14 protein-coding genes are annotated in these 18,499 nt (G+C 28.4%); 4 read left to right on the top strand and 10 right to left on the bottom strand.

Features of this window, described 5'->3' with window-relative positions:
* Nucleotides 1-19 precede the first annotated feature (19 nt).
* Nucleotides 20-796: a peptidylprolyl isomerase gene (locus CKCE_RS00680; protein WP_015238393.1), complete on the top strand. Its 777-nt coding sequence runs from the start codon at nt 20-22 to the stop codon at nt 794-796.
* A gap of 31 nt (nt 797-827) precedes the next feature.
* Here the strand turns inward: CKCE_RS00680 and ligA are convergent, their stop codons facing one another.
* Nucleotides 828-2,936, bottom strand: coding sequence for an NAD-dependent DNA ligase LigA (ligA, locus tag CKCE_RS00675; protein WP_015389127.1), 2,109 nt, complete (start codon nt 2,934-2,936; stop codon nt 828-830).
* Nucleotides 2,890-3,837, bottom strand: coding sequence for a hypothetical protein (locus tag CKCE_RS00670; RefSeq protein ID WP_015238391.1), 948 nt, complete (start codon nt 3,835-3,837; stop codon nt 2,890-2,892). Before CKCE_RS00670 ends, ligA begins: the two co-directional genes overlap by 47 nt.
* A 278-nt stretch (nt 3,838-4,115) precedes the next feature.
* Here CKCE_RS00670 and lplT point away from each other — a divergent pair, with 278 nt between their 5' ends.
* On the top strand, nt 4,116-5,411 hold the full coding sequence (gene lplT / locus CKCE_RS00665) for a lysophospholipid transporter LplT (protein ID WP_015389128.1): 1,296 nt from the start codon (nt 4,116-4,118) through the stop codon (nt 5,409-5,411).
* A 2-nt stretch (nt 5,412-5,413) separates the two neighbouring features.
* Here the strand turns inward: lplT and CKCE_RS00660 are convergent, their stop codons facing one another.
* Together CKCE_RS00660 and CKCE_RS00655 are read right to left on the bottom strand one after the other, a co-directional pair.
* Entirely contained in the window at nt 5,414-6,169 is a 756-nt protein-coding gene (locus tag CKCE_RS00660) for a uracil-DNA glycosylase (RefSeq protein WP_015238389.1), read from the bottom strand.
* A gap of 7 nt (nt 6,170-6,176) precedes the next feature.
* Nucleotides 6,177-7,424, bottom strand: a complete 1,248-nt coding sequence (locus tag CKCE_RS00655; protein ID WP_015238388.1) for a bifunctional tRNA (adenosine(37)-N6)-threonylcarbamoyltransferase complex dimerization subunit type 1 TsaB/ribosomal protein alanine acetyltransferase RimI — start codon at nt 7,422-7,424, stop codon at nt 6,177-6,179.
* 205 nt (nt 7,425-7,629) lie between these two features.
* Here CKCE_RS00655 and CKCE_RS00650 point away from each other — a divergent pair, with 205 nt between their 5' ends.
* Together CKCE_RS00650 and mfd are read left to right on the top strand one after the other, a co-directional pair.
* Nucleotides 7,630-8,178 (top strand): peroxiredoxin, encoded by a 549-nt coding sequence (locus CKCE_RS00650; RefSeq protein ID WP_015238387.1) that lies wholly within the window; start codon nt 7,630-7,632, stop codon nt 8,176-8,178.
* Between the two features lie 387 nt (nt 8,179-8,565).
* Nucleotides 8,566-12,030 carry a transcription-repair coupling factor gene (gene mfd, locus CKCE_RS00645; protein ID WP_015238386.1) on the top strand — a complete coding sequence of 1,155 codons (3,465 nt, stop codon included), beginning with the start codon at nt 8,566-8,568 and terminating at the stop codon, nt 12,028-12,030.
* On the opposite strand, the gene nuoN is transcribed toward mfd, so the two are convergent.
* From nuoN to nuoI, 6 genes are read right to left on the bottom strand one after another with little or no spacing between them, the layout of a single operon-like run.
* Nucleotides 12,023-13,495, bottom strand: coding sequence for an NADH-quinone oxidoreductase subunit NuoN (nuoN, locus tag CKCE_RS00640; protein WP_192810987.1), 1,473 nt, complete (start codon nt 13,493-13,495; stop codon nt 12,023-12,025). The genes mfd and nuoN overlap by 8 nt on opposite strands.
* Nucleotides 13,496-13,507: 12 nt before the next feature.
* The gene (locus tag CKCE_RS00635; RefSeq protein WP_015389130.1) at nt 13,508-14,992 is read right to left on the bottom strand and encodes an NADH-quinone oxidoreductase subunit M; all 1,485 of its coding nucleotides are present in this window, start codon (nt 14,990-14,992) and stop codon (nt 13,508-13,510) included.
* A 5-nt stretch (nt 14,993-14,997) separates the two neighbouring features.
* Entirely contained in the window at nt 14,998-17,022 is a 2,025-nt protein-coding gene (gene nuoL / locus CKCE_RS00630) for an NADH-quinone oxidoreductase subunit L (RefSeq protein WP_015238383.1), read from the bottom strand.
* Nucleotides 17,023-17,032: 10 nt separating this feature from the next.
* Nucleotides 17,033-17,341: an NADH-quinone oxidoreductase subunit NuoK gene (gene nuoK, locus CKCE_RS00625; protein ID WP_192810990.1), complete on the bottom strand. Its 309-nt coding sequence runs from the start codon at nt 17,339-17,341 to the stop codon at nt 17,033-17,035.
* Nucleotides 17,338-17,979 carry an NADH-quinone oxidoreductase subunit J gene (locus CKCE_RS00620; RefSeq protein WP_015238381.1) on the bottom strand — a complete coding sequence of 214 codons (642 nt, stop codon included), beginning with the start codon at nt 17,977-17,979 and terminating at the stop codon, nt 17,338-17,340. Before CKCE_RS00620 ends, nuoK begins: the two co-directional genes overlap by 4 nt.
* A gap of 21 nt (nt 17,980-18,000) precedes the next feature.
* Entirely contained in the window at nt 18,001-18,489 is a 489-nt protein-coding gene (nuoI, locus tag CKCE_RS00615) for an NADH-quinone oxidoreductase subunit NuoI (RefSeq protein WP_015238380.1), read from the bottom strand.
* Nucleotides 18,490-18,499 lie beyond the last annotated feature (10 nt).

Genomic DNA, 18,499 nt, shown 5'->3' with positions numbered 1-18,499 from the left:
GAAATAATAAAGGCCCAATATGAAAAAAATCATAATGTTTATAGCTGTACTTTTAATATCAAATGTAGCTTCAGCAAAGAATATAGTATCAGTCAATGGTCATAATATTACTCAAGAAAATTTAGAAAATTTTGTTACCCTACTTGTAAACCAAGGAGCTTCTGACTCAAAGGAACTAAGAGAACAAATAAAAGAAGAACTGATAAATAGACAAATTCTATTACAAGAAGCTGAAAAAGATGGCACTATGAACAATCCTATAGTAAAAACTGAAATACAGCTTGCAAAAGAAAGCATAATAGTAAGATCTTTTCTAACAGAATTTTTAAAAAAAAATAAAATAACTGATAATGAAATAGAAACCCAATATGAAAAACTAAAGAAAGATCAATCTTCTAAAAAAGAATATAAAGTAAGACATATACTTACAGACAATAAGAATGACGCCATTAATTTAATTATAAAATTAAATGCAGATACATCAAAATTTGCTGAAATAGCAAAAGAAACCTCTAAAGATGAAAGCAGTAAGCTTAATGGTGGTTTATTAGGATGGAGCAACACTGAAGAATATGTAGAAGAGTTTGCAACTGCTGTTAAAAACCTCTCACCTGGAACAATATCGCAAAATCCAATCAAGACAAAATTTGGATGGCATATCATCAAATTAGATGAAACTAGAAACATAGAGTTTCCAGAACTAAGCCAAGTAAGACCACAAATAGAAGAAATGCTAAAACAACAAGTACTATCGAATTTACAAAAAGAATTACGTTCAAAATCTATTATAAAATAAGTGTTTAAAAAATTTTATGCAAAAATCTGAACTAGGTTTGTTCAACTAAATACATAAAATCTTCCTCATTTATAATTATCAAATTAGGGAATTGTTGAGCCTTGGCTACTTTACTGCCAGGCTCATCACCAACAAGCAAATAATTGACATTTGATGAAATTGTATTTAAAACTTTACCACCATTCTTAGTTATATAATCTCTAATCTCATCCCTAGAGAATCTTTTTAGCTTTCCGGTTAACACAAAAGTTTTACCTTCCAATGAAGGCAAAACTTCTGTGTTAACTTCAAACGATTCAGGATTTAAACCATTTTTCTTCATTTTATCTAACAAGTCTATATTCTGTTGTTCCGAAAAAAAAATTGCTATTGAAGAAGCTATTTTTGGCCCAATATCAGGCAATTCCATAAAATCTTCTTTACTACAATTCATAATTCTATCTAAAGAAATAAACTTACTTGCAATAGTGTTAGCAGTACTATCTCCTACATGTCTTATACCTAGAGAGAATAAAAATCTATCTAATTTTGGAGAACGAGACCTATCTATAGACTCCATAATATTATTAGCAGACTTAGGCCCTATCTTTTCTATATCTAATAAATCTTCAATATTTAAGCTATATATATCAGCCAAAGATTTTATTCTATTACTATCTACTAGTTTATAAATCAAGCTCTCGCCAAAACCAATAATATTCAAAGCTTTTCTACCTACTGCATGTAGTAACCTTTGCTTCAATTGCGCTGAACAAAATAGACCGCCAGTACAACGAGTTACAGATTCACCATCTATTCTACGTAGTAATGAGTTACAAATAGGACAGTAATGTGGCATATTAAAAATACTAACAACGTTTGATCGTAATTCTTTGACTACTTCAATAACCTCTGGAATAACATCTCCTGCTCTTCTGATTCTTACAAAATCACCAATTCTTAGATCTTTACGGATTATTTCATTCTCATTATGCAAAGTAGCACTTGATATATTGGCTCCTGATATAAGAACTGGATCCAGTCTAGCTACTGGCGTTATAGCTCCAGTTCTACCTACTTGAACATCTATAGAAAGCAATTTTGTGACAGCCTCTTCTGGAGAAAATTTATGTGCTAAAGCAAATCTAGGGGCCCTAGATGAATAACCAAGTGTTTTTTGAAAAACCAAAGAATTAACTTTATACACAACTCCATCTATATCATAAGGCAAAGAATTTCTTATGTTGTTAATCTTTTCATAAAAATTCAGCATACCACTACAGCTGTTCACTATTTCCTGATAGGTTTTGTTAACTGGAAATCCTATAGACGAAAGCCAATTTATAACTGAACTATGATAATTAGATATTATAAAATTTTCTTCTTGAAAAATATTTTGAATATTGCCACAACCATATGCAAAAAATTTCAAATTACGTGAAGCAGTTACCCTGGGATCTAAATTTCTTAAACTACCAGCAGCAGCATTACGAGTATTCATGAAAAGCTTATCACCGTTCATTCTTTGATGATTGTTTAATCTTTCGAAATCATCATGTCTCATAAAAACTTCACCTCTAACTTCTAAGATATCAGGAACTACACCATGTAAAATCAGTGGAACAGACTTTATAGTTCTGATATTAGATGTAACATCTTCTCCAACGTTACCATCACCTCTTGTAGAAGCGCTTACTAGTAAACCTTTTTCGTAACGTATATTTATAGCAAGTCCGTCAAACTTTAAATCACAAAAATAGCAGACATCTTCCTTAGGACTAACCAAATTATTATCATATAATAGTTTTTTTACCCTGGCATCAAAAGAAACAACATCATCATCTTTAAATGCATTAGACAAAGACAACATTGGCACTTCATGTTCAATTTGATTAAAATAAGGCAAAGGCGAAGACCCTACACGCTGCGTTGGAGAATTAGGGTCTATTAAATCAGGATGCAATAACTCCAATTTAACTAGCTTATCCACCAATGCATCATATTGGGCATCGCTAATCAAAGGATCATCATAACAATGATAATTTATATTATGAAAATCAATTTCTTTTCTTAAGGAAAGAATTATTTGTTTCAATTCATTAATGCTATAATTTTTATTTAAAAACTCTTCTTGCACGATAGCTACCAGCTTTAAAACCATTATTTTCTAAAGAATTCAAAATTTTTTGCACTTGTAATTCTATTGCATTTATATTATCAAAAGATAACTCAATACCATTTTTATCAACTATTTTAGCATCTATATATTCTGAGATTTCCTTTATAAAACTAAAAAAAATATAAAACAAATTTTTATCAGAATTAGAACGAGGAATATCTAATGTAAAACTAATTACATCTCCTATTTTTACAAAATCTTGTAATGAATAATTATTACTTCGAGATAAGATAATGTAATATTCACTATTATCCAATAATAAAGCATCTTTATATGAATATATGAATCCGAATATATTAGCAATACTTAATAACATCCCATTATCTAATTTCTTGTTCATAATTAAATGCAAACTAATACAAGAATCTAAAGACATACATAGCCTATCTAAACAAATAGCTTTGTCAATAATAAAATTATAATCAGGACATATGATAGTAGCATTAATATGTGATGTTATATCTTTAGCTAATTGATATGAATTGAAAAATCTTGACTCACTTATAGGTCCTGCTCTATTTGCTAGTAAAACTAGCATTTTTAACAAACTGTAAGAATTATTATCAGAAATATCTATCTGCTTTATTTTATCTGTTGACTCTACCAAATATCTTATCTCTTCTTCATGATTAACAGTTAATATTTTCTTAATATCAATACCCAAAACTGGCAAATCGAAAATAATATCTATTGAAAATTCAATTTCATTATCAATATTAGAATAATAATTGTTATAATCTTCACTCAAAATAGAAGCAGATGCCGAAATAACTGGTTCAATACGATCAGAAATATGACTAATATCTTTTGAATTATTTACATTAGTCATTAATTTTATATTATTAATAATATCTTTTATAGATTGTAAAAAGTTATAATTCATCTCTGATATTTTTTATTAGGTTTTATAAGATAAATAAAATAAGTTATAGATAAAATAAGTAATTGACAAACTCATGTTCTATATTAGAAAAACAAATGCATCATTGATTACATATATATTATAAGCATAAAGTTAACCTAGTGTTATTACTTTAACAAAATTAAAAACCATCTTAAACCTGAATTACAATACAAAGCAAAACTTGTGAGCAATATTTAATAATAATTATTATTAAATATATTATATAATCTAAGTTTAAAAAAATTAGAGGAAGATTTTTGAAAAAAGAATTCTATATTATCATGGCTGCACAGGCTCTTTCATCATTGGCAGACAATGCTTTATTCATAGCTGTTATATCACTAATCATAGAACTCAATGGCCCAGCTTGGGTCATTCCACTTATGAAATGGTCATTTGCTTTATCTTATGTTGTCCTAGCCCCATTTGTTGGCATAATATCTGATAAGTTTCCAAAAGGTCATGTTATGTTTTATTCAAATCTAATTAAAATGCTAGGTTGCTTATTAATAATTTTTATTCCAACACTAGATTTTGATTTAGATGTAAAAATATATCTAGTATCACTATCCTATAGCCTAGTAGGAATAGGTGCTGCAATATATTCACCAGCAAAATATGGCATAGTAACTGAAATACTTCCTCCAAAAATGCTTGTACAAGGTAATAGTTGGATTGAAGGCCTAACAGTATTATCAATAATAATAGGAACCTGTCTTGGTGGATACCTTATCACTCCTAATACATCAAGCTTTTTAATCAATCAAACATACCTATCATATTTTACTAGTTCCTCATCAGAAATGGCAGTGTTTGTTATATTACATATATATATATCTGCTTCTATATTTAATCTAATGATAAAAAAAACAAATATTACATATACAATACAGCATAAAAATACAATTGAAATTTTTAGAAATTTTTATAAAAGCATATTGGTAATATACAAAGATGAATTAGGTAGAGTATCACTATTTGTTACGACTGTTTTTTGGGGAGCAAGTGCAAGTTTACAATTAATAGTTATTAAATGGGGTCAAATCCATCTTGGATATTCCATAGACCAAACTTCTATACTTATAGGAAGTGTAGCAATAGGAACAATAATAGGAGCAACAGCAGTAGCAAAATATCTCAGGTTAAGTCAAGCATTATCAACTATACCTATAGGAATAACGATGGGACTATTGATGTTATTAATGCCTTTTATACAAACAGAAATAAATGCCTATCTATTACTAATTATCACTGGAGTACTCGCTGGTTTCTTTGTTGTTCCAATGAATGCATTGCTACAACATAGAGGTTATAAGTTATTATCTGCTGGCCATTCTATTGCTGTTCAAAATTTTAACGAGCAGTTAAATATACTTGTTATGATAAGTTTTTACACTATGCTTGTTTGGTTTAATGTAGATATAGATAATATAATTATTATATATGGAATGATAGTCAGTATATCGATGTCCTATTGTCTATTGTATATACATATAAACAAAAAATTATATAGGAAGTTATTAGCAATTTTAGATAAAGAAGAACAAAACTAGTTTTATACACTCTTTAATAAACAAAGATCATCCCAAACCAAAGATTTTTCTTCTGGCCTACGTAATAAATATGCAGGATGATAGCTAACAATAACAGGAATATCATTTGATTTATTGCCAGAAGAAAAATAGTGAACTTTGCCTCTAAGTTCTCTTATACTCAAACTGTTATTTAAAACAGCGTTGGCAGCGAACTTTCCCAAAACTAAAATTTTACTTGGCTTCAAAAAATCAATCTGTTCTAACAAAAAAGGTCGACATGATTCTAATTCTTCAAGTTTTGGATTCCTATTAGCAGGTGGTCTACACTTAACTATATTTGTAATAAAAGTCTCTCTATCTCTATGAATTTCAATTGCATTAAGCATTTGATCCAGAAGTTTTCCTGATCTTCCTACGAATGGAATTCCGGTAGCATCTTCCTGTTCTCCTGGTGCTTCTCCTATTATTAAACATGAGCATTGAGTAATATTTCCTGAACCAAAAACTACATTCTTCCTAGAATGACAAAGGTCACATAACTGACATTTATTTACTACGTTTTTTAGTATGTCAAAATTATTAGAATTAATTTTATTTGCCCGATGATCATTAGATATATTCTCTTCTATAGACGGATTGTCTATTTTCAAAAATTTCTCCTTATGCTTTGATCTATTTAGACTAGATTCTTCAGAAACAATACGTACACCTATCTCTTTTAATAAGATACGCTGTATATAACTGACTGAATTCTTATTCTTTAAGTAAAATAGCATAACAATTTTATTTGCATAGTTTTTTTTCCATTACAACTGCATGTTCAGTTTTAGAATTCTCGAGAATATAGTAATTTTTTCTTATACCTATTTTAGCAAAACCATGTTTTTTATAAAAATTTACAGCATTTATATTATGCTCTCCAACTTCTATTATGATACTACTTAATCCATTATCTTTAGAAATTTTGATGCATTCATCTAATAATTTAGAACCAATACCAATATTTTGAATATCCTCATGAACTGCAATGCGCAATAAATGAGCAACATCAGGAGCAAGCATCATAACAAAGAAACCTAGAAGACTTCCTTTATACTTAACTATACAAGAAATATATCCAGCATCAAGGCAATCTTGAAAATTACCATAAGTCCAAGAGGACAACTGTACCTTAGCATCTAACAATACAACATCTTTAATATCACTAATAGTCATTTTAGTTATATTCATTTCTGAAAGAAAAGAACCTGCTTGCGGATTTCCTCCCTTATTATGCAGCAACTCATTTCTTGTAAAGGCAACTTTATTTCTTATATAAAAAGGTTCAATATCCTCAAATGTTTTTGCTGTGTCAAGGAAATAATCCCTTGCTATCATAGCTATGATAGCTGAATCTGGGTTAGCAATACCAAAATAAATGCTATCTTCTGGTATTCTCAATTCAGACTCATAAATACGCCATGAATCACCAACTAATATAACAGTATTTTTTTTATAAACTGATTTCCATTGGTTGACATGAAATAATAACCATAATGATAGATCACAAACAGAAATAAGACTAGGTTCGAATAAAGTCTTACAATTACTACTAGTAGAAGGCCATACCAGATAAGCTGCTATATATACTTCGTTCATTCTAGCATCCATAGATGATATTATGATATTATAGTCATCTGGAGATTCAATTTGTGCTTGATAAGCCATAGAATATAAAGAAATTACAGGTATGATTGGTATATTTAGAAACATGCCAATAGACTTTGCAATACTACAAGATAATCTGATACCTGTGAATTTACCGGGGCCTTGGTCAAATGAAACTGCACATAATTCACTCTTATCTAATTTTCTTTCTGATAGAATAGATTCTATAGTAGGTATTATATGCTCAGAAGGCAGGTTTTCTTTATAAATTTTTGATGAAATTAGATCTTTAACAACTCCATTTAAATCAAAAGATATTATAGAGACACTACAAACCTCTGTAGAAGACTCCATAGCTAACAAATTAATAATCTTATTGTTCATAATAATTTATTTCAGATATGTACCATGAAAAATTTATAAAAGTTAATAGGTTTAGATTAGGCAATAGTATCTAAATGTTATTCTAGATTTTTAGTAACTAAAATAACAATTTATCACTTATGTAATGTTCTATGATATAAAAATTAATTAAACTTGTATTAAAATAATTTAAAAATTATAATCTGTATTATTCAAAGGAGTTTTTATGAAGACAGTTGGAGAAGAGTTAGAATCCTTCAAAGTGATGGGAGTAAAACCAGGATTTACACAACATGAAGAAAATGGAGTTTCTGCATTCGAAGAAATTACAGCAAGTTCATTTCCTGGAAAATGGAAAGTTATATACTTCTATCCTAAAGATTTTACGTTTGTCTGTCCTACAGAAATAATGGGATTTGATAAATTATCTAAAGAATTTGAAGATAGAAATGCAGTGCTTATGGGTGGTTCTGTAGATAATGAATTCGTAAAATTAGCATGGCGTAGAGAACATCCTGGACTTAGTAAAATTAGCCATTATCAATTCGCTGATATGACAGGCTCACTAATAGACCAACTAGGAGTTAGAGACATAAATGCTGGTGTTGCTTTGCGTGCTACATTTATAATAGACCCAGACAACGTTATACAACATGTTTCTGTCAATAATCTAAGTGTCGGACGTAATCCTGAAGAAATACTACGACTATTGGATGGTTTCCAAACTAAAGAGTTGTGTCCTTGCAATAGAGGAATAGGTGAGGATACATTATAAATGTAAAACCTTCTTTGCAATTTATGAGAATAAATTGCAAAGATTAAATTATAAATTTACTAACAAACAAAACCATAAGACTCTTATAAAGAGTTTTAATCAATAAATTTAATAATCAAAAACCATATGTTGCAAATAGAATACTATTTTTATAAATAGATATATGCAATATATCTATTTACTCCTATATTCAAATTAATTTAAATCGCAATCTAATATAAATTTAATTTATGAAAAATTTTTATTAAAATACGTGCATGTTGTTTTGCTACAATATAACATTACGAATATTGTAAGAATCTTTTACTAAAAATGATAATGAAATCCTAATATCTAAGGAATTGGATTTCATATTTTAATATATTATTAATAATTGGTATTAATTAAGTGAATCTCTCTAATACGAAAAATACTCCATACACAATTCAAAAATTACTATCTAAATTAGATAATCATAAAAAATATCAATACGGAAAACCTTACGGTTCAGGTTTATCATTTCTAGTAGGCAATATTAAACAATATTATAAATATCCAATCATAATAGTTACGCATAACTCTCTGGAATCTCAACAAATAGCTGGAGAGATAGGGGTACTCTACTCCAAACTACGCGTGTTTAATATGCCAGACTGGGAAACCTTACCTTATGATATATTTTCCCCAAATCAAAGTTTAATTTCAGAAAGATTAAAAACTCTTTACGAGTTACTAAACAATAACATTGATGTTTTAGTTATACCTATAAATGCAGTTATTAATTATATATCTCCTATTGATTTTATAGCCTCATATAGTTTTATATATAAAAAAGATGATTTTATTAATGAAGAAAACTTGCTTAATCAATTTAAAATTGCCAATTATAAACAAGTTAGCCAAGTAGCAGACTTTGGTGAATTTTGCATCAGAGGTAGTATTATAGATATATTTCCAATGGGCTCATCAACAGCGTATCGATTAGATTTATTAGACAACAAAATAGAATCTATTAGGACATTTAATATAGAAACACAATGTAGCACAGGCTACATTGAAAGTATAGAAGTACTACCAGGAAAAGAATTCCCTGTAGATGAAAAATCAATAAATTATTTTCGTTCAAAATTTCGTGAATACTTTGAAGGAGATCCTTCTAAGTACTCGATCTATAAGAATATTAGTAAATCAAATATATTTCCTGGAATTGAATACTATTTGCCATTATTTTTTGAAGAAAAAACTACAATTTTCGATTACTTACAAAAAGAATCTTTATTTATAACATTAGAAAATATCAATGAAACTATAGAACAATTCTCAAGAGACACTCAAGATCGTTATAATTTTTTAAAACATGATATTGAAAGACCTATCCTTAAGCCAGAGGATCTTTTTCTTGATCAAGAAAATTTTTACAAAAAAATAAATAATTTTAAACATTTATCTATTAATTTAAAGCAGAATGACGAATTTGAAAAAATTCCTAATATTTCTATATTAGAAAACAATTTAAATATAGTAAAAAGCATAAAAGAGACTATTAGAGACAAGAAATCAAAAATTATTATATGTGTAGATGCAAATTCTAGGAAAGAAATAATAACAAATACATTAAAAACAAATTCACAAATAAATATAGTATCTCATAAAAATATTGAATCTTTTTTTAATTCAGCAGATCAAATAGGGATAACAATAGCACCTATAAATTATGGTTTCAAATATATTTCAGAAAATTTAACTGTTATCACAGAAAATGATTTATATCCCAATACATATAATGAGAAAAATTATAAAAAAAATAAGATCAATAAAAAAAGTCAAGAAGCTAACTTTCGTGATATAGCTGAACTATCCATAGGAGATCCTGTCGTACATTATCAATATGGTGTTGGAAGATACAAAGGATTAGTTAATATGAATGTAGGACAAGATCAAATGGAATTCTTACATTTAGAATATGCAAAAAAAACTAATTTATATGTGCCTATTACTAACTTAAATTTAATTTCTAGATATATAGGAATAGACCCAGAAAATGCCCCACTACATCAATTAGGCTCAGATACGTGGGAAAAAAAATATAAAAAAGCAATTCAGCAAATACATGATACAGCAGCTGAGTTATTAGATATCTATTCTAAAAGAGCTTTAAAAAAAGGACATGCCTTCTTATCAAATAATGATGACTATAACAAGTTTGTAGAAGATTTTGAATTTACAGAAACTATTGATCAAGAACAAGCTATCCAGTCTGTTTTAAAAGATATGTCTTTAGAAAAACCAATGGATAGATTAGTATGCGGAGACGTAGGTTTCGGAAAAACAGAAGTAGCTTTGAGGGCATCTTTTATTGCTGTTTCAAATAATAAACAAGTAATTATACTATGCCCTACAACATTATTGGCAGAACAACATACACAAACATTTAGTAAAAGATTTGCAAATTGGCCAATCAAAATATCTGAATTATCTAGAATGAAATCACGCAAAGAAATATTACATACTATCTCTGCAATAAACGATGGTATTGTAGATATAATTATAGGCACACATAAAATACTATCATCTGAAATTAAATTTAAAAATCTAGGTCTTGTAGTAATAGATGAGGAACATAGATTTGGCGTAAGACAAAAAGAAATGTTCAAAAATATTAGATCTGAAGTTGATGTATTATCGCTGACTGCAACCCCTATTCCTCGTACTCTAAGTATGTCGTTAGAAGGAATAAGAGATTTCTCAATTATTACAACAGCGCCACAAAAAAGACTTCCAATAAAAACATTTATAAGATATCAAGATAATAGCATTATTGTAGAAGCTATAAGACGCGAGATAAGGCGAGGAGGACAAGTTTATTTTCTACATAATGAAATTTCTACAATACATAATAAAAAAGACTTAATAGAACAATTATTGCCAGAAATAAAAGTTGCTATTGCTCATGGCCAAATGTTGGCAAGAAATCTTGAGAATATTATGAAAGATTTTTGTCAAAAAAAATATGATGTATTACTATGTACAACCATAATAGAAAATGGAATAGATATACCAAATGCCAATACTATTATAATTAATAGAGCTGATACTTTTGGATTAGCACAGCTGCATCAATTAAGAGGTAGAGTAGGACGATCTCATCATCAAGCATATGCTTATTTATTAATTCCTAATGAAGGGTCAATAACTAGCCAGGCGAATAAAAGACTTAATGCAATCCAAAACATGGAGGATCTTGGATCAGGTTTTTATTTAGCTCTTCACGATTTGGAAATTAGAGGATCTGGAGAAATTCTAGGAGAATCACAGTCTGGAAATATACAAGAAATAGGATACTCTTTATATAACGAAATGCTGTCTGAAGCTATAGCCAAAATAAAAGATGGAAAAGAAACAAACCTAACACATTTAACTATACCAGCATCTTGCGAAATAAATCTAGGTGTCTCATCTATTCTACCATCTGAATATTGTCCTGATATATCCGCTAGATTAGCGTTATACAAAAGATTATCTCATGCTCATAATGAAGATGAGATACTTAAAATACAATATGAAATAGAAGATAGGTTTGGTAAATTACCAGATCCAGCAGAAAATCTCATTATCACTCATAAGCTGAGAATATTAGCCGATAAATTACACATAAAAAAACTCATCGTAGAAAATAATCGTATTATTTTAATTTTTGAAGAAAACACAAGTGCAGATATAGAAAAAATAATATCTCTAACAAAAAATAATAGAAACATAAAGCTCAGTAGTGATAATAAAATTTTTCTGCTAAATAATAAAGATTATAAATCGAAGATCAATGAATTATTTAATATATTAAATTATTTAAACAATAACAGCTACATTAAATAATAGTCATTTGAGCACATAAATCAAATAAGATATCTGGAAAAAAACTAATAATTATAATAGATGCTACATTAAAAATTAATAAATTCTTAAAAACTAGAGAATGATAAGAATTATTTAATTTGATCAGAGATAAATTGTTATTACAGTTATCAAAATAAACAAGCTTAATAACTCTCAAATAATAAAAAGCTCCAATTAAAGAAAATAAAACAGCATAAATAGCAAGATATAGATGATTAGAATTTATCAAATTCTGCAAAATAGAAAATTTGGCATAAAACCCTACAAAAGGAGGTAAGCCAGCTAAAGACAACATACAAATCAACATCAAAAAAGCCATTATAGGACTTACTTGATTTAAACCTTTTAAATCATCTAAATTCTCACAATCAAAACTAGCACGTGAGAAAAACATTAATAAGCCAAAAATAGCCATGTTAGTTAAAACATAACTAATTATATAAAAAATAGCATCTACATACGCAACCGATCCTTCTAAAGGCTCAACTCCTACAAGCCCTAACAAGATGAAACCCATATGAGAAATTGTAGAATAAGCCAACACTCTTTTGAAATTAGTTTGCAATATAGCAGCTATATTTCCTATTGCTAATGATAAGATTGAGAATATTATCATTATAGATTGCCAATCTAGATAAAATGCAACAAAAGAATTAAATAAAATTCTTATCATAACAGCAAAAGCAGCTATTTTTGGTGCAGTGCTAATCAATAATGTAATTATAGTAGGAGAACCATGATAAACATCAGGAACCCACATATGAAAAGGAACGACCCCAAGCTTAAAAGAAAGGCCAGCTAATATAAATATTAAAGAAAAAATAACAATTTTTGTGCCAATTGCACCTTGAACAAATGCAGATAGGTCAACTAATTCCAAAGAATTAGAAATACCATAAACTAAAGAAAACCCATATAGTAAAACTGCTGATGCAATAGAACCTAAAATAAAATATTTTAAAGCAGCTTCTATTGATTTAGAGTAATCTCTACGCATAGCTATCATTGTATATAGGGGCAAAGACATTAATTCTAACCCTAAATAAATAGATAGCAAATTTCCAGAAGAAACCATGATCATTTGACCAAGTAGAGAAAATAAAGCTAAATAATAAAACTCACCACCTTGTGATAAAATATTAAAATCCTTTACATAGGCTCTACTATAAACAAAAGAAGTAAAAGTAATAATACAAAGAAATATTTTTAAATATTGAGAAAAATTATCTATTACTAATGACCCATTAAATATCCTATCGACAAAATCAAACTGTTGCATAACTATAAGAAAAATAGTTGATATAAATAACACCAACAAACTTATTATAAATGTAATATTATGATTTCTTTTGAAAAGATCTATCAAAAGTATTATCAAAGTAGAACAGAGCAATAAAATCTCAGGCAGGATGAGAATAAAACTATTATAGTTAATCATATTCATTTTAAAATTTTGTTATATTTTTGTTATAGATAATTGATCTAATAAAATTTCTACTGGAAGATGAATTACATCTGTAAATATCTTGGGATAAATCCCCATAAATAAAATTAATATTGCTAATAAAGAAAATATAAAAAATTCTCTTTTATTAACATCTGATAAATTATTAGAAGCAGTACTACTATTAATTTTGCCAAAAGCAATTCTTTTAACTAGCCATAAAGAATAAGATGCACTAAGAACCAAAGATAATGCCGTTAATATGCCTACTACAAAATTATATTTTATAGAGCCCATAATAACAAAAAACTCACCAACAAAACCACTAGTAACTGGCAAGCCAGAATTTGCCATAGAAAAAAATACAAAAAACGTTACAAATGTAGGCATAACATTGACGAGGCCGCTATAGTCAGATATTAATCTAGAGTGAGTTCGATCATATAAAACCCCTATAGAAAAAAACATCGCAGTAGAAACAAAACCATGAGAAATCATTTGTAAAATAGCACCTTCCATCCCTGCCTTATTAAATATGAATATCCCCAAAGTAACAAAACCCATGTGAGCAATTGAAGAATAAGCTATCAATTTCTTCATATCTCTTTGTGCTATAGCAATAAACCCTATGTATATAATGGCTATCAAAGATAATGATATCATTAAAATAGACATGTCTTTAGATGCATCAGGTAATATGGGCAGTGAAAAACGTAAAAAACCATAAGCCCCTAACTTAAGCATAATAGAAGCCAAAATAATAGATCCACCAGTAGGAGCTTCTACGTGAGCATCAGGCAACCATGTATGAACTGGCCACATAGGTATTTTTACAGCGAAAGCTAACCAAAATGCCATAAAAATAAGTACTTGATCAATATAACGAATATTTATTGAATACCAATTAATAATTTCAGAAGAATTAGAAATATTACGCAAATAAATTAACGCAATAAACATCAATAAAGAGCCTAATAAAGTATATAAAAAAAATTTAAAAGAAGCATAAAAACGATTAGGACCTCCCCATATACCTATAATTAGATACATAGGAATTAAAGTAGTTTCAAAAAACACATAAAATAATATGCCATCTAGTGAAACAAAAACTCCATTAATTAAACCTGATAGAATAAGAAAGGCTGCAAAATACTGTGAAATATTATTCTTTATAGATTCCCAAGAAGATAAAATTACTATAACTGTCATGAAAGAATTTAGTATTAGGAACCATAATGATATGCCATCTATACCTAAATGATAATTTATATTAAATGTTTCTATCCAAGAATAATTCTCCTCAAATTGAAATAAAGAACTATCTATTTGAAATAACTTATATATAGATAAAACAATAAAAAGACTAATTATAGAACCAAATAATGATATCAACTTAATATAAAGCTGATTACGTCTATCTACAGCCAAAATAATAAAACCAAAAACAATTGGTGTAAAAATAGATAAAGAAAGCCAAGGAATAGATGTATAAGACATTGTAATCATCGAATAAATACAAAAAATGTTACCAAACAAACAATACCCATAGTCATGGAAAAAGAATAATAGTAAATAAAACCAGAATGTAATTTCTTACTAATCTTTGAAAAAAAACAAGCAATATTTGCACAACCATTCACAAGAAACTTATCAATTAAGACTTGATCAAAGAATTGCCAAAAAAACAATCCTATATAATAAGCACTTGCCGCAATTTTTCCATATAAAAAATCAAAATAATATTTTTCTTGTAATATCTTATAAATCAAGGAAAACCTATTCTTAATTACAACAGGCAGATTTGTATTAATCAAAAATAAATACCATGAAATAATAGCACCACTTATAGTTAATAAAAAAGGCATAGAAGTTAAAGAATGCAAAGCAAAATTTAGGCTACCATGCCAATTTAATGACACTTTATAAAAAGATAAATGATCTGGAATTATAGTAATAACATTATCAAATAATCCATTAAATAAAAACCTATCAGCAAAAATATATCCTATGAACATAGCTGGAATAGATAATAATAATAATGGTATAGTCACAACAATAGAGGACTCTTTTGGATGATGGTCATCCAAATTATTACTAAGCGTTTTATGTTCATCTAAATGATGATTTTTTTCATTATAAGAACCATGGAAAACTAGAAAATATAATCTAAAAGAATATACAGATGTAACAAAAATGCCAATAAGTAAAAAATAATATGCAATAGACGAACCATAAATATCAGAATTCTTCACTGCTTCTAATATCAATTCTTTAGAATAAAAACCAGAGAAAAAAGGAGTCCCAACTAAAGATAAAGTTCCTATTAGAAAAGTTATCCAGGTTATAGGCATATACCTATATAACCCACCCATATATCTAATATCCTGATTATGATGCATACCTAAAATAACAGAACCAGCTCCTAAAAATAAAAGAGCTTTAAAAAATGCATGAGTCATCAAATGGAAAATTGCTAAAGAATATGAGGATACTCCTAAAGCTACTGTCATGTACCCTAGTTGCGATAATGTAGAATAAGCAACAACCTTTTTAATATCATGCTGAACAATACCTAATATACCTAAAAACAAAGCTCCAACAGATCCTACTAGGATGATAAATGATAAAACAACTGAAGAGTATTCAAAAATAGGGGAAAAACGAGCAACCATAAAAATACCAGCAGTAACCATAGTAGCTGCATGTATTAATGCTGAAATTGGAGTAGGACCTTCCATGGAATCTGGTAACCAAGCATGCAACGGAACTTGTGCTGACTTTCCCATTGCCCCCACAAACAAACAAAAACAAGCCACAGTAATAATAGAACATCCAGAAAAAATAACATCATTTTCGATAACTTTACCAACCAAACCATTTGTTTTATCAAAAATCTCATAATAATTCATTGTGCCAGTATAAGAAAATAATAAACCTATACCCAATATGAAACCAAAATCGCCTACTTTATTAACTAAAAAAGCCTTCATATTTGCTACAATTGCAGATTCCTTGTTATACCAAAACCCTATTAGCAAATAAGAAACTAGTCCTACAGCTTCCCATCCAAAGAACAATTGCAGCATATTATTAGACATAACTAACATCAACATTGCGAATGTAAATAAAGAAATATATGAGAAGAAACGCTGATAACCTTGATCGTCTGACATATAACCTATAGAGTAAATATGAACCATCAAAGAGATTGATGTTATTATCACCATCATAAGTGCAGATAATATATCAATTAAAAAACCTATTTCTAATTCAACATCTTCTATAACACTCCAAGTATACAAAACATATTCATAAGAATTATGATTATTGATAATATCAGTTATTACAATTGCAGATCCGATAAAAGAAATAAAAACTGCAAATATTGTAATAATATGAGTAATTTTTCTATTTAAGATAGGTTTACCAAAGAAGCTAGTTCCAAACAAACCAGACAGTATTGATCCAAATAAAGGTGCTAAAGATATAACTAGAAAAATATTAGAATTTAATGAAAAAATATTCATCTTTTATTTTTCATCCTCTAAGATTGCTAATTGCATTAGAATCTACAACACCTGAATTTCTAAATAATAAGACTAACAATGCCAATCCTATAGCTGCTTCAGCAGCTGCAACTGTTAAAATAAAAAACACGAAAACTTGACCTGATATATCACTATTAAATCGAGAAAATGCAACTAGGTTAAAATTAACTGATAACAATAACAATTCTAAAGACATTAACAAAACAATTAGATTTTTTCTATTTATAAAAATTCCAACCAAACCTATAGAGAAAATAATAGAACTAACAATAAGACAATATGACAAGGTTAACATTATTCATTTCCTTCTTTAGAAGAAACACCATTAGTATAATAATTGTTTATATTTTTAGGAAACTTTACCATAATCAACCTGCTAGCTGGATCTGCCTTTAAAGCAACATCCACTTCATTTGTTTTTTTATCCTTTCTAGTACGTATTGTTAAAGCAATCGCAGATATCATCCCTACCAATAATATTACAGCACCTATTTCAACAAAGATATAATAATCAGAATACATGGCATAACCAATAGAAAAAGAATTAGTCATACTAGAACAATAATTACTCATAGGCATATAAAAACTTTTATTCCATGTCGCAAATAATATCATAGCTGTTTCTATAACTAAAACAAACCCAACAAAAAAACCAAAAATAATATATCTATTTAGACTAAAATCTTCCTTAAGATTATGAATGTCAATCATCATCACGACAAATAAAAACATAACCATAACAGCACCAACATAAACCAATACTAATATCAATGATAGAAACTCTGAGCCTAATAGCATCCACATCATGGAAACGTTTATGAATACCAATATCAAACTCATAACAGCAACAATAGGATTTCTAACTATTACAACACAAACTGCCGATAGACATGCTACAACAGATAAAAAAGAAAAAAGAAAATCAACAAAACTCATTTTTTAAAATCCTGAAAATAATCAACGATACAAAGCATCTTGAGCTTTTCTAGATGCAATCTCAGATTCATATTTATCGCCAATAGCTAAAAGCATCTCTTTTGTAAAATAAAGATCACCTCTTTTTTCTCCATGATATTCATAAAAATGCGTTTCTACTATGGAATCAACAGGGCAACTTTCCTCACAAAAACCACAAAAAATACATTTAGTAAGGTCAATATCATATCTAGTAGTACGTCTTGTACCATCTTCCCTTTGCTCAGAATCTATACTTATAGCCATAGCTGGACAAACAGCCTCACATAACTTACAAGCAATACAACGTTCTTCTCCATTTGGATAACGCCTTAAAGCATGCAATCCTCTAAATCTTGGAGAAATAGGAGTCTTCTCATACGGATAGATCAACGTATTTTTACCTTTAAAAAAATATTTACCTGTTATAAACATTCCTTTCAAGAAATCAACAAGCATAAGACTACGTAAAAACCTTCCTATAGACTTCATTAAATCCCTC

Source organism: Candidatus Kinetoplastibacterium crithidii (ex Angomonas deanei ATCC 30255) (assembly GCF_000319225.1).
Classification (GTDB): domain Bacteria; phylum Pseudomonadota; class Gammaproteobacteria; order Burkholderiales; family Burkholderiaceae_B; genus Kinetoplastidibacterium; species Kinetoplastidibacterium crithidii_B.
This window is presented reverse-complemented; position numbering and strand designations above follow the sequence as displayed.

Bases quoted from the DNA above. Each gene is read 5' to 3' on its own strand.
- CKCE_RS00680 (WP_015238393.1), top strand. From the start codon at position 20: ATGAAAAAAATCATAATGTTTATAGCTGTACTTTTAATATCAAATGTA.
- ligA (WP_015389127.1), bottom strand. From the start codon at position 2,936: ATGGTTTTAAAGCTGGTAGCTATCGTGCAAGAAGAGTTTTTAAATAAA.
- CKCE_RS00670 (WP_015238391.1), bottom strand. From the start codon at position 3,837: ATGAATTATAACTTTTTACAATCTATAAAAGATATTATTAATAATATA.
- CKCE_RS00660 (WP_015238389.1), bottom strand. From the start codon at position 6,169: ATGCTATTTTACTTAAAGAATAAGAATTCAGTCAGTTATATACAGCGT.
- CKCE_RS00655 (WP_015238388.1), bottom strand. From the start codon at position 7,424: ATGAACAATAAGATTATTAATTTGTTAGCTATGGAGTCTTCTACAGAG.
- CKCE_RS00650 (WP_015238387.1), top strand. From the start codon at position 7,630: ATGAAGACAGTTGGAGAAGAGTTAGAATCCTTCAAAGTGATGGGAGTA.
- nuoN (WP_192810987.1), bottom strand. From the start codon at position 13,495: ATGAATATGATTAACTATAATAGTTTTATTCTCATCCTGCCTGAGATT.
- CKCE_RS00635 (WP_015389130.1), bottom strand. From the start codon at position 14,992: ATGTCTTATACATCTATTCCTTGGCTTTCTTTATCTATTTTTACACCA.
- nuoL (WP_015238383.1), bottom strand. From the start codon at position 17,022: ATGAATATTTTTTCATTAAATTCTAATATTTTTCTAGTTATATCTTTA.
- CKCE_RS00620 (WP_015238381.1), bottom strand. From the start codon at position 17,979: ATGAGTTTTGTTGATTTTCTTTTTTCTTTTTTATCTGTTGTAGCATGT.
- nuoI (WP_015238380.1), bottom strand. From the start codon at position 18,489: ATGAAGTCTATAGGAAGGTTTTTACGTAGTCTTATGCTTGTTGATTTC.